The following is a 12,166-nucleotide window of genomic DNA, read 5'->3' on the forward strand; positions in this document are numbered from 1 at the left end:
GGAAATGATAGCTTTTCCAACGGCCCTCGCTGCTTCTGTATTTAATAATTTTTATTTCTAGTAGATAACCTCTGTTTATTGTGGATTTCAATTAAAAACAGAATATTATCCACAGTTTTTCCCCATATCCACAACACAAATGTCTAATAAGTGTATAAAGTTGTGAATAAATAGCCACTTATCCACATAGTTGTACACAAGCTGTTAACAACGAATATTTGTTCGTGGCACAATTCGAGCCAAACCGACAGTCGATTCTTGTCGACCGAAGCTTTAATTATATGAGTATAGAATGGAGCCAGTCCCTATTATGAGTGTGGATTTTTTTCAAGAAACAGACTATCGATGGATGCGTGAAGCCATACTAGAAGCGAAGAAAGCCGAACAATTAGGTGAGGTTCCTATAGGCGCAGTCGTAGTGAGAAACGGCGAGGTTATTGGAAGAGGTCATAATCTGAGGGAGACATTACTTGATCCAACAGCGCATGCGGAAATGGTCGCTATTCGAGAGGCAAGCCAATATTTAGGTGCGTGGCGTCTGCTTGACTGCACCCTATATGTCACTCTCGAGCCTTGTCCGATGTGCGCAGGAGCACTTGTCCAGGGCCGCATACAGAAGGTTGTCTTCGGCACAACCGACCCTAAAGCCGGCTGTGCCGGTACGTTGATGAATTTATTACAAGAGCCCCGCTTCAATCATGAAACTGAACTAGTAAGCGGCTTATTACAAGAGGAGTGCGCAGCTTTGCTCACGCAGTTTTTCCGTCGTTTGAGAGGACGTTCTTCAAACAAGGAACTGTAGATTATTCGACAAGTCCATTAACTTAATAATTCCTTCTTTTGGATATGTTGTAGCGTCACAATAAGTTCATCAGCCGCTTCACTAATGGCAAGAACCTCGGGGTCGGTTAAACTCCCTCGCGCTTCAGCTACTTCTAAGAGCTTTAAACGAAGCGCATGTAATTCATCGAGCAGCCTAATTTTGTCCTTCATGACGCTTGGTTATCGCTCCTATCGCATCCTAGGTTACAGTTAGTAACAATTTTATTATACGCTTAACTACTAACGGATTTTGTAAAAACTTGTCGAAGGTTCACCTCCTTTTTGAGGGTAATTTTCGACAAGTTTCTACATTATGGCGATTTTATTAGGACTATGCTCATGAAACCAAATAGGCCCCGGATGTAGGTCCAAGAAATTTATCAAATAAACCCACTCTAACTCTCCAGTACCCTATCTCTTGCACCACTAGCTGCCTTCATGCTATTATTATTCTTGCCGCGCGCCCGTAGCTCAGCAGGATAGAGCGACAGTTTCCTAAACTGCAGGTCGTACGTTCGAATCGTATCGGGCGCGCCATTAATAGACTTCCACAACCGCGTTGAGTTGAAACGCGGTTCTTTTTGCTTTTTGCGGGTTGATGGGCGAGTCAGCGAGGCTTCTATAAGAATGAAGGACCAAAAGAAAGAAGGATGAATGCGGGCACTCCCACATTCATCCTTCTTTCTTTTGACTTTAATAACTATAACTATATGAGTCCATTAGGCTCTAAACCATAATCAGTGCTTGCCAATACGAAGTACCTAGCGAAGCGGACGGAATCGTTCTGAAGAAGCGATAGCGTTCGCCTTTGTCTCCTTATTTCTACCCCTTAGGGATAGAATCAAGAAATAGGGAGACAACAGCGATCGTAAGAATGATCCGTCTGCGCAGCGGGCTTCTACGCACCATGCTTCGAATTATTATAGTGTTGAGCCCCAATCAAGTTACCTCTTCTCAAAAATTAAGAACCACTAACTAAACCCAAAATATCTTGTACTTGTTGAACAGGAACCGCATCCTTAGGTAGCTCGTATTGAAATTTCACATCTTTGTTCAAATCGGCATAAGAGATTTTGAATTGAACAGCGAGTTTTTGAGGGTTTTGAGCATCCTTAGAATCAAGATTCAGCTGTAACTCTTGATAGGTCAGATAGCCATCTTGAATACCACCGGTGAAGGTCAAATCATCGAGACTCTTCTTCAGCTCTTCCACAGCTGGTTGGATCTTCCCGTCTTTCTTATCAGCGAGCTCTTTCTTCGCCGCTTCCAGTTCTTCTTTCTTAAGCTGTAATGCCTTCATATAGGCATCATTCTTTAACAGTAGATCAATAATTGCTGGGGCAGCCTTATCAATAATTGTAGTTACAGCTTGATCCGAATTTTGTTTATTCATGTTAAAGCGGATAAATTGATCGCCTTTGTAGCCTTCTGGCAAACCCTTCACATCTACAGCTTTAGGCTCAGAAAAATAAGTTTTTTCATCAAAAGGATCAGAGAGAGTTTTCAATAAATCTTGTCCTAGCTTTTTTGTCGCAGCTCCATCAAGGATCACTGAATTTTTCTGCTCTGCAGCTATTTTGTTCAAATCGATCTCTACAAATTTACCAACAAGCGTATCCGGCAATTTCGCACCAGGAATCTGCGGCACCTTCAGCCATACCTTGTCTTTTGTAATGATAACGGGTACGGTCAAATGAATGGTCATATCTGCGGTTCCAAATGCAAGATCCATAACGACCTCAGCGCGCATTGGTTCCGTTTGCATAGCCCCGTGAAAATCAACAATAGCGCCCTTCAGCATCTTCATAAAGATATCCGTCATTGCTGCATTTGTGCCCGAGCCTGTTGGGGGAATTACAATATCATCGAGGGAGAAAGTACCTTTAAAAGACATCGATTTCGCCGTTTGCAGCTTAGTCATCGCAGATAGCAATGCCTCTTTCGGCGGTTTGACAGAACTACAGCCTGCCATAACTGCAATAAGCAGCACTAGAATAGCAAGCATACTTGTTTTGAGTAATTTCATATCTAATTCCCCTCCATTGTTCAAACACCTCTCATTCTACCGTAAAAAGCCCCCCTCATCCAGTCTTTACTGGACGAAGAAGGCTCTTAGTGGGTTGCAAAGATCGTTACCCTTGCCGGTTATGATGTGGAGTATGGTTGTGCTGCTTGGTCTTCTTGGAACCGGATAAAGGTTCCTGCTGCCCAGAATGCCCTCTTTGTTTATTACCCGACTGATCCTCTGGATTCGGTACTGGAATACTATCTGTCTTACCCATATTAGGCTGTCCCCCTTAACTTAAGCGTCTGGAGCATTTGATTCTTAAAGCCAATTAATTCTGAAGATGGTTTAAATCCGTCGGTTCATCATGATTTAAAGCATCTTGATGCCGCCGATCATTGGTATCCTGCTGAATTTGCTGAGCTTGATGGCTGTTTACCGGATTTTTATCTAGATCTTCAACCACATTGCTCAAATTTTTATCTGCATAACCTTTATTTTTAGTCAAGGATATTCCCCTTCCTCTCATTCACTTTCTGCTTACGCATGTGTTAATCCATGAAGCGCTTGTGCACACTCATGAATATGTCGGGTGTAATCGTGCACGAGCTGCTGAATGATATCAGTTCTCTCATCAACTGTGCGCCCATCCTTCTCCACATCAATTAAAGTCGATTTAACCTCACGGCTATCCACATATACAACTTTAAAATCAAAGTTATACGCTTGATGCCCTGCTGATTGGATGGTTACTCGAAGCGTCTTAGAATCAGCCTCGTCAGGCAGAACAGTCGCGCGATCCCCTTCATTTATAGTATCTGGCAAAGTCCGCTGCCATGCTTCGGCTAGCTGCTGCTGATCCATTCGAATTTCATCATGTTTACTCATCGCTTACCACCTCCATGCCGATAATATGCGGCATTGGCTGCTTATTTATGCGGACGTTCCTCAATAGAAGAAGGATACAAAAAAAGCGCCTAGGCTACAAGGTAGCTCAGACGCTGTTCATTTAAATAGTGGCGGAGAGGGTGGGATTCGAACCCACGTGGAGTTGCCCCCTAACGGTTTTCAAGACCGCCCCGTTATGACCACTTCGGTACCTCTCCGAATTTAATTCAGTCCATCTAAATAAAAGATGACAAGAAATAGTATACCACAAGCCAAAACAAATAATCAACTCCATTTTTAGCTTGTGGCCACTTTTTTGCTAATTTATTTTATTTACCGATTCGATCAATTCCACCCATATAAGGACGCAGTGCCTCAGGCACAATAATTGATCCATCTGCTTGCTGATAGTTCTCAAGAATTGCTGCCACCGTTCGACCAATTGCAAGTCCGGAGCCATTCAAAGTGTGAACGAATTCTGGCTTACCTTTTGCTTCTGCCCGATAACGGATATTTGCACGGCGTGCTTGGAAATCCTCAAAGTTCGAGCAGGAAGAGATTTCACGATACGTACCACCGCTTGGAAGCCATACTTCAAGGTCGTAGGTCTTAGCCGATGTAAAGCCCATATCGCCCGTACACAACGTCAGCACACGGTATGGGAGATTAAGTAGTTGAAGCACCTTCTCGGCGTTCTGGGTCAACTTCTCCAGCTCGTCATAAGAATCCTCTGGCTTACACAGCTTCACTAGTTCGATCTTGTTGAATTGATGCTGACGTATTAGTCCTCTTGTATCACGGCCAGCAGAGCCGGCCTCCGAGCGGAAGCATGAACTGTAGGCAACAAAGTACTTCGGCAGATCTTCTGCAGAGAGAATCTCCTCGCGATGGATATTCGTGACGGGTACCTCTGCAGTTGGAATCAGATAATAATCTGATCCTTCCAGCTTAAAGAGATCTTCTTCGAATTTAGGCAGCTGTCCAGTTCCAATCAAGCTGTCACGATTCACGATATAGGGAGGAAGAATCTCCTCATAACCGTGCTGATCGCTATGTAAGTCCATCATGAAGTTAAGAAGCGCGCGCTCCAGCCTTGCTCCGAGTCCACGGTAGAATACGAAGCGTGAACCAGTCACCTTGGCCGCTCTCTCGAAATCCAGAATGCCCAGATCCTGTGCCAGCTCCCAATGTGCTTTAGGTTCAAAACCAAGCGTAGGAACTTCACCAATACGGCGAATTTCAACATTATCAGCTTCAGAAGCACCTACAGGAACTGTTTCGTTCGGTATATTAGGAATAGCCAGCGTTAGCTCTCTAATCTCGGCCTCTACGATACGAACCTCATCATCAAGTGCCTTAATGCGATCGCCAACTTCACGCATCTCAACGATAAGAGCATCCGCATCTCCACCGCTCTTCTTCAGCTTAGCGACTTCTTGAGATACCGTATTACGACGGTTCTTGAGCTGCTCGCTCTCCTGCAGCAAATCACGCCATTTACCATCAAGTGCTGGGAATTCCGCAATAAGATCGAGCGACTTTCCCCGGTTGCGAAGTGCTTGCTCAACTTGTTCAAATTCATTTCTCAATATCTTGACATCCAACACGAAAAGGTAGCCCCTCTCTATTCACTCACAATTTGGCTTATTATGAGCAAAAAGACTGCATAATTGCAGTCTTTTTGCTGTTATTCTTTAGCTGCAGCAGCCGCTTCCTTCGCCATATCCAGGAAATAGGCATGCAAACGGAAATCGTCTGTCAGCTCTGGATGATAGGAGGAAGCAAGCAGATGTCCTTGTCTTGCCGTAACGATTTCATCCTTATACGTAGATAACACATCTACTTGCGATGAAACCTCTTTAATAAGAGGCGCTCGGATGAATACAGCTCGAATGGGCTCGTCAATACCTTTTACAGGCAAGTCCGTTTCAAAGCTCTCCTGCTGCCTGCCAAAAGCGTTCCGCGCTACAGTCATATCCATCAGCTCCAGATGAGCTTCTTCCTGACCTTCAATCCGCTCAGCCAGTACGATAAGACCTGCGCAAGTACCGAATATCGGCTTCCCTTGGCCAGAGAAGTCGCGAATGGCTTCAATGAAGCCATATTTACGCATCAGCTTACCAATTGTCGTGCTCTCTCCACCAGGAATAATGAGGCCATCCAGCTCACTAAGCTGCTCCGTCCGCTTGACAGCGACTGGCTCGCCTCCGGCTGCCTCAATACTCCGCATATGCTCTGCAACGGCACCCTGCAGTGCCAGAACGCCTATCTTCATGATGGTTGCCTTCTTTCTACCCAGCCGTACTTTCGTACCGCTATGATCTTACAAACCGCGGTCTTGCATCCGTTCAGAAGCAGCAAGTTTAGAAATCTCAATACCCTTCATCGGGGCACCAAGGTTTTTGGATACTTCTGCGATTAATTTATAATCTTGATAATGCGTTGTCGCTTCAACAATTGCGCGGCCGAATTTCTCTGGGTTATCGGATTTGAAGATACCTGATCCAACAAATACACCATCAGCGCCCAAATGCATCATAAGCGCAGCATCGGAAGGTGTAGCGATACCGCCTGCAGCGAAGTTAACAACAGGCAATTTACCTGACTCATGTACATTCAACAGCAGCTCATAATTAACGCCCAGCGTCTTCGCTTCATGATAAAGCTCGTCCTTCGAAAGGTTCTGTACCTTGCGAATTTGTCCCAAGATTAGACGCATATGACGAACCGCTTCAACGATGTTACCCGTTCCCGGCTCCCCTTTCGTACGCATCATTGCAGCGCCTTCTTGGATACGACGAAGGGCTTCACCAAGATCCTTAGCTCCACAAACGAAAGGAACAGTAAAATCACGTTTGTCGATATGGTAGACTTCATCAGCTGGAGTAAGCACTTCGCTCTCATCGATGTAATCAGCACCCAGCGCTTCCAATACTTTTGCTTCAACGAAGTGACCGATGCGTGCTTTTGCCATAACTGGGATGGATACAACCTTCATAACCTCTTCAAGAATGGTCGGATCAGCCATACGGGCAACGCCGCCAGCAGCACGAATATCAGAAGGCACGCGCTCTAGCGCCATTACAGCTGTAGCACCTGCCGCTTCAGCAATTTTAGCTTGTTCAGCATTCATGACGTCCATAATGACGCCGCCTTTTTGCATTTCTGCCATACCACGTTTAACGCGTGAAGTTCCTGTTTCCATAATTCCTAATCCCCCTAAAAGTTTTTGCGTGAATTGGTTTACCTGTATCCATTCCATGAAGCAGATAAGGAAGTACGCTTCGTAAATAATCTAAGTTAGACGGGGCTTTCATCCTTACAAAAGCATCCCTCTTCCGAACTAGCTCTAACCAAATATTACAGCATCCCGAATAAATCGACAACTATCAATTCATAGTGAAAGGGTTGTAATTGTGTATGATTAGAATAAATTAACAATCCCTTTAAACAAGCTTCCAAAAAAGCTGCCGATCGCGCGGAACAATAGCCGCCACCAGCTGGCTTTTTCCACTTCTTTCGAAGTAATTAGTTTTACGGTTTTATCCACACTTTTGCCTGTTTCGGCGTCCTTGTACGTATAAGTAACCGATCCAACCTCTTGCCCATTAGCGATAGGCGCAACAAGCTCACTTTCGGTTTTAAGCGTTACCTTGGTCTGTGTAATAGCAGGCTCAGAGCCCTTCTTAACAAGGAAGGTTACATCTGAAGCCGTCATAATAGGGACTTCTTTGGAAACACCCTTCTTTATTTTGACCGACTCCGCGTTCTTTACCACAGTCTTTGGTGCAACAACTGTTTTTTGTTCGAAATTATTGAATCCATAGTCAAGCAGCTTCGCGGTCTCTGTGAACCGTTTGTTAATCGTTTTTGCGCCCATGACAACAGAGATTAAACGCATATTGCCACGCTTTGCTGTAGAGGTAAAACAGTACCCAGCAGCACTAATATAGCCTGTTTTCATACCATCCAAGCCATCGTATGCGAATTTCTTTAAGGAAGGGACTGCCTTATTCGAGGCTAGCATCCAGTTCCAGTTGACCATTGGGGCTTTATCACGCTCACGAAATTTATAGGACGGAAGCTTGGAAAAATCAAGAAATTCCGGATGCTTCTTTAGAAGAATACTCGCGAATTTAGCTAAATCAGCTGCTGAAATAACGGTTGTATCTTTTAAACCAGTTGCACTTGTAAAATTAGCTGAATTTAGGCCAAGCGACTTAGCCGTTTCATTCATTTTCTTTACGAAGCCTTCCTCTGTACTTCCAATTCGATCCGCTAATGCAATGGTAGCATCATTGGCAGAACCAACTGCCATCGCAATATAGAGATCCTTCACGGTATGCTTATCGCCAGCTGCCAAATAAATTTGTGAACCATCCGCTGGTGTAGAAGCTGCTTCCTCCGTTACGGTTACAATGTCATCCCACTTTAAACGACCTGCCGCAATTTCTTCTAGAACCATATACTCTGTCATCATCTTCGTCATACTTGCTGGTGGTCGTGCTTCATCTTGATTCATTTGAAATAATACTTGTCCTGTATCTGCATCAATTAATATAGCTGCTTTAACCTCAAGACCTAATGAATTAGCTGGAAAAGATGAGTCCGTACTCTTTGCAGCAGCAAAGGCTGCTGTCTGGCCTACTGTTATCATGATTAGCAATCCGACCAACATTGCAGAAATAGCCGGAAACAGTCGTACCGCTTTCTTGTTACTTTTCAACATATTCTCTCCTTTTCTCCCGTTGTACTCAGATTTGTATAGCATAATTGTAACATACCGCGGATAAAAAAAGAAAAGCAGGAAAAATGGTGAATCTCACCATCTTCCTGCTTAAGTACTGCACTTTAGGCGAGGCCACTTCTCAACCAATCCTATTCACCGTCAGAGTCAAAGCTATCTTCCACCTCAATGCAGTAGACTTGTGGTGCAGCATGACGGCGAGGAGAATACCATTGAAAGCTTATGCTGTTAATTGGAGAGTGCGACTGTAATCCGTTAAACCTTCACACCTCTACAAGGAGTAGTTAGGTGCTTCTTTAGTGATTTGAACATCATGTGGATGGCTCTCACGTAGACCTGCACCTGTAATACGAACAAATTGTGTATCATTCTTTAATTGATCAATGTTCTTAACACCACAATATCCCATACCTGAACGCAATCCACCGATCAGCTGATGAACGGTATCCGCAAGTGGTCCTTTGTAAGCTAAACGCCCTTCAATTCCTTCAGGAACGAGCTTATTCTCATTCTCTTGGAAGTAACGGTCTTTGCTTCCCTCTTTCATCGCACCAAGTGAGCCCATACCCCGATAAACTTTAAAGCGACGACCCTGGTAAATTTCGGACTCCCCTGGGCTTTCTTCTGTCCCTGCAAAAAGACTTCCGATCATGATCGCACTTGCTCCAGCTGCAATAGCTTTCGTAATATCCCCAGAGTACTTGATTCCTCCGTCTGCGATAATAGGAATGTTATATTCACGCGCTACGCTAGCGCAGTCATAAATAGCTGTAATTTGCGGTACACCAATACCAGCAATAATTCGAGTCGTACAAATAGAGCCAGGCCCCATTCCTACTTTGATAACCGATGCGCCTGCTTCGATGAGCTCACGTGTTCCCTCACCTGTAGCAACATTACCTGCTACTATAGTCAGATCCGGATAAGACTCATGCAGTTTACGTACCATCTCTAGTACATTCTTCTGATGTCCATGTGCAGTATCAACAACGAGAACGTCTACACCGGATTGTACAAGCGCTGCAGCACGTTCAGGTGTATCCTTAGCAATCCCAACTGCAGCACCACAAAGTAGACGGCCTTGTGGATCCTTAGCCGCATTAGGGAATTGTATCGCCTTCTCTATATCTTTAATGGTTATAAGTCCTTTAAGTGTATTCGTATCATCAACCAAAGGCAGCTTCTCGATCTTATGCTTTTGCAGCAGCACCTCTGCCTCTTGCAAAGTTGTTCCGACAGGTGCCGTTACTAAGTTCTCATGAGTCATGACTTCGCTAATTTTCATGGAATAATCGTGAATAAAGCGGAGATCACGATTTGTAATGATGCCGACCAGCTTTTGGTTCTCATCAACAACTGGAACACCCGAAATCCGGTATTTCCCCATTAATTCTTCTGCATCATAGACATGATGATCACGAGTCAAAGAAAAGGGATTAGTAATAACACCACTCTCTGAACGTTTAACACGATCTACTTCCTGAGCTTGCTGCGAGATCGACATATTTTTATGAATAATCCCGATACCGCCCTCACGTGCCATTGCAATAGCAAGCGCTGCTTCGGTGACTGTATCCATTCCCGCGCTCATAAGTGGAATATTCAATTTCACACTAGCGCTAAGACTGATGGATACTTCCACTTCCCTCGGCAGCACTTCCGATTTGCGGGGTACGAGTAGAACGTCATCAAAGGTTAGTCCTTCTTTGGCGAATTTATTTTCCCACACCGTTATGTTCCTCCTACATCAATTTTGGTCAAGAAGAGCCAGCCCACATCGCCTTGAACGAAGGAGCAAGTTTATTCCATAAGAACGGTAGAGAAGTAAAACATAACTTCTTTTATCTCTCTACTTTTGAGCATAATTCCCACTTTATCCAGCTCAAAATTTGATTACTCTCGCGTATATTATTGCAATATTAGCAGAGGGGTAGGGGGCTGTCAAGATTTCAGCAGCTGGGGTTATTAGGCGATTTTATGAATGATAATCATATTTACAATTTGAACTCCAGAGCAAATATTGTTTGATCCCTTGCGCTTTTACAGCCTCAACCTGCTTAAGCACTTGTTCAGCATTATATCGTTGATGTGGATGGATCCAAGTCGCTGTAAAACTTTGAAGCCAGGGACGAATTTCGGCTGGGCGCTGCCTTCCTTCCTTCTGAATAACCGCGTTGCGCTGCTGTGCATCCTTCATAGCGTGCTTGATGATAGCAGCTGGATTAAGGTCAGGTTGTCTCACACCGTACATCCCCTCTGAGTAATGAGATGGATAAATCATCGGGGATATGACATCAACAGAGCTTGTAACTGTCCGCCATGTTTGACCGATTCCCATATCATTGTCTGCTGAGGTGACAAGACCGAAGACATCGGCTGAAATCCTAGCACCTGCAGCGTGCACAGACTCTCTAGCATTATGAAGAAAAACACCAATGATCTCTGCTTTTGTCTTATTGTTCCGGGCATAATATTGAACCTCTTTATCCACTTTAGCTCCATTATCCGGGAATCGGACATAATCAAACTGAATTTCATCAAATCCAAATTCAGCCGCTTCCTTAGCTATTGCTTGATTATAAAAATGTACACCAGGCTGATAAGGATCCAGCCATGCGTGGCCTTGAGAATCATGCCATACACCGCCACTCTTTGCTTGTAATGCCATAGCTGGATAATTACGAGCATACAACGGGTCTTTAAAAGTAACAATCCGCCCAATCACGTAAATATTCTTCTCTTTCAACCTGCTTATCAACTGCTGAATGTCTGCAATGACCGGATTACTATCAGCGCCAATCGACTGGATTTGGGCAAGATTCGAACGATAAGTCAATTTCCCGTAATCATTCTTTACATCAATAACCATTGTGTTCAAATCCGTCTTATCCATTAATGCTAGGAGTTGATCTAATCGCTTCTTACTACCTGCTATCCATCCAGATACGTAGATCCCTCTGACTGGCTTACTCGGCTTATGTACGACAGATCGAGTAGGTAAAGAGTTACCTTTGATCATTTTCTTAACCGAATTTATTTGTCGTTCTTTATTGTCTCTAGAAGAAGTGGATGCCTTATGATTAAGGATTAAGTGAGTATCCGGTGATGCCTTTAGTAACTCTGTATTCGATTGATTAGCTCCGTATTGTTTTTCACTCGCTTCACGACAGCCTGTACATCCAAAAAGAACAGAACCAACTAACGTCACCAATAATAATTTATTGTTGACCATTGATGCATCATCCCCTCCCACTATTCCTATTGACTACGCTCTCCATAGTATGAGCCTTGTGAAGCACTCTGTTGTGAAGGAGATGTGACCAATTATGGTGGTACTTGGATAAAGGAGATCTTCAATAAGGAGCATAAAGAAAACAAGATATTTAAGTTAAAAGACAGTATGAAAATGGTTCAAGAAAAAACAAAAAACCGACTGCATGACTGCAGTCGGTTGATCGTGCTTGGCGACGTCCTACTCTCCCAGGACCCTGCGGTCCAAGTACCATCGGCGCTGAAGGGCTTAACGGTCGTGTTCGAGATGGGAACGCGTGGGTCCCCTTCGCCATCGCCACCAAACGTGATCTTGATTACTCAAGAATCGGTGTACAGAGCTTACGCCCTGAAAACTGGATACGAACATTTGCGAAATGTTGTCTTAGCTTATGTTAACCGTTACACGTAAGTCCCGAAGCCTTGCCCTCACC

Annotated in this window: 12 protein-coding genes, 2 tRNA genes and 1 rRNA gene; 2 read left to right on the plus strand and 13 right to left on the minus strand. The window is 44.2% G+C overall.

Going from position 1 to position 12,166, the window contains the following annotated elements:
• Positions 1–310: 310 nt before the first annotated feature.
• Positions 311–802, plus strand: a complete 492-nt coding sequence (tadA, locus tag EKN16_RS22965) for a tRNA adenosine(34) deaminase TadA (protein WP_164522956.1) — start codon at positions 311–313, stop codon at positions 800–802.
• 17 nt (positions 803–819) lie between these two features.
• Here tadA and EKN16_RS22970 read toward each other — a convergent pair whose 3' ends face one another.
• Complete coding sequence (locus tag EKN16_RS22970) at positions 820–993, minus strand: aspartyl-phosphate phosphatase Spo0E family protein (RefSeq protein ID WP_125662721.1); 174 nt, start codon at positions 991–993, stop codon at positions 820–822.
• A gap of 289 nt (positions 994–1,282) precedes the next feature.
• On the opposite strand from EKN16_RS22970, the gene EKN16_RS22975 reads away from it, so the two are divergent.
• A tRNA-Arg gene (locus EKN16_RS22975) sits at positions 1,283–1,359 on the plus strand.
• Between the two features lie 424 nt (positions 1,360–1,783).
• On the opposite strand, the gene EKN16_RS22980 is transcribed toward EKN16_RS22975, so the two are convergent.
• The 12 genes from EKN16_RS22980 to rrf form a co-directional block, all read right to left on the minus strand.
• A complete protein-coding gene (locus EKN16_RS22980; RefSeq protein WP_125662724.1) occupies positions 1,784–2,848 on the minus strand; it encodes a hypothetical protein in 1,065 nt (354 codons plus the stop codon).
• A 106-nt stretch (positions 2,849–2,954) separates the two neighbouring features.
• Positions 2,955–3,104: a small acid-soluble spore protein P gene (locus EKN16_RS22985; RefSeq protein WP_125662727.1), complete on the minus strand. Its 150-nt coding sequence runs from the start codon at positions 3,102–3,104 to the stop codon at positions 2,955–2,957.
• Positions 3,105–3,158: 54 nt separating this feature from the next.
• Positions 3,159–3,335, minus strand: coding sequence for a hypothetical protein (locus EKN16_RS32450; RefSeq protein ID WP_164522957.1), 177 nt, complete (start codon positions 3,333–3,335; stop codon positions 3,159–3,161).
• 32 nt (positions 3,336–3,367) lie between these two features.
• Positions 3,368–3,715: a hypothetical protein gene (locus EKN16_RS22990; RefSeq protein WP_125662730.1), complete on the minus strand. Its 348-nt coding sequence runs from the start codon at positions 3,713–3,715 to the stop codon at positions 3,368–3,370.
• Between the two features lie 129 nt (positions 3,716–3,844).
• Positions 3,845–3,933: transfer RNA gene (locus EKN16_RS22995), tRNA-Ser, on the minus strand.
• A 111-nt stretch (positions 3,934–4,044) separates the two neighbouring features.
• Entirely contained in the window at positions 4,045–5,322 is a 1,278-nt protein-coding gene (gene serS / locus EKN16_RS23000; protein ID WP_125662733.1) for a serine--tRNA ligase, read from the minus strand.
• Between the two features lie 80 nt (positions 5,323–5,402).
• Entirely contained in the window at positions 5,403–5,990 is a 588-nt protein-coding gene (pdxT, locus tag EKN16_RS23005; RefSeq protein ID WP_125662735.1) for a pyridoxal 5'-phosphate synthase glutaminase subunit PdxT, read from the minus strand.
• A 48-nt stretch (positions 5,991–6,038) separates the two neighbouring features.
• Positions 6,039–6,923, minus strand: a complete 885-nt coding sequence (gene pdxS, locus EKN16_RS23010; RefSeq protein ID WP_232016580.1) for a pyridoxal 5'-phosphate synthase lyase subunit PdxS — start codon at positions 6,921–6,923, stop codon at positions 6,039–6,041.
• A 216-nt stretch (positions 6,924–7,139) separates the two neighbouring features.
• Positions 7,140–8,444 (minus strand): D-alanyl-D-alanine carboxypeptidase family protein, encoded by a 1,305-nt coding sequence (locus tag EKN16_RS23015; RefSeq protein WP_232015955.1) that lies wholly within the window; start codon positions 8,442–8,444, stop codon positions 7,140–7,142.
• 289 nt (positions 8,445–8,733) lie between these two features.
• Entirely contained in the window at positions 8,734–10,191 is a 1,458-nt protein-coding gene (gene guaB, locus EKN16_RS23020) for an IMP dehydrogenase (RefSeq protein WP_125662741.1), read from the minus strand.
• A gap of 246 nt (positions 10,192–10,437) precedes the next feature.
• Positions 10,438–11,694 carry a putative glycoside hydrolase gene (locus EKN16_RS23025; RefSeq protein ID WP_232015957.1) on the minus strand — a complete coding sequence of 419 codons (1,257 nt, stop codon included), beginning with the start codon at positions 11,692–11,694 and terminating at the stop codon, positions 10,438–10,440.
• A 227-nt stretch (positions 11,695–11,921) separates the two neighbouring features.
• Positions 11,922–12,038, minus strand: a 5S ribosomal RNA gene (gene rrf / locus EKN16_RS23030).
• Positions 12,039–12,166: the final 128 nt, after the last annotated feature.

The sequence above is a fragment of the Paenibacillus baekrokdamisoli genome (assembly GCF_003945345.1).
Classification (GTDB): Bacteria; Bacillota; Bacilli; order Paenibacillales; family Paenibacillaceae; genus Paenibacillus_Z; species Paenibacillus_Z baekrokdamisoli.

What these genes read in the sequence shown, in the direction of transcription:
- tadA (WP_164522956.1), top strand. Translation starts at nt 311, where the DNA reads ATGAGTGTGGATTTTTTTCAAGAAACAGACTATCGATGGATGCGTGAA.
- EKN16_RS22970 (WP_125662721.1), bottom strand. Translation starts at nt 993, where the DNA reads ATGAAGGACAAAATTAGGCTGCTCGATGAATTACATGCGCTTCGTTTA.
- EKN16_RS22980 (WP_125662724.1), bottom strand. Translation starts at nt 2,848, where the DNA reads ATGAAATTACTCAAAACAAGTATGCTTGCTATTCTAGTGCTGCTTATT.
- EKN16_RS22985 (WP_125662727.1), bottom strand. Translation starts at nt 3,104, where the DNA reads ATGGGTAAGACAGATAGTATTCCAGTACCGAATCCAGAGGATCAGTCG.
- EKN16_RS22990 (WP_125662730.1), bottom strand. Translation starts at nt 3,715, where the DNA reads ATGAGTAAACATGATGAAATTCGAATGGATCAGCAGCAGCTAGCCGAA.
- pdxT (WP_125662735.1), bottom strand. Translation starts at nt 5,990, where the DNA reads ATGAAGATAGGCGTTCTGGCACTGCAGGGTGCCGTTGCAGAGCATATG.
- EKN16_RS23015 (WP_232015955.1), bottom strand. Translation starts at nt 8,444, where the DNA reads ATGTTGAAAAGTAACAAGAAAGCGGTACGACTGTTTCCGGCTATTTCT.
- EKN16_RS23025 (WP_232015957.1), bottom strand. Translation starts at nt 11,694, where the DNA reads ATGGTCAACAATAAATTATTATTGGTGACGTTAGTTGGTTCTGTTCTT.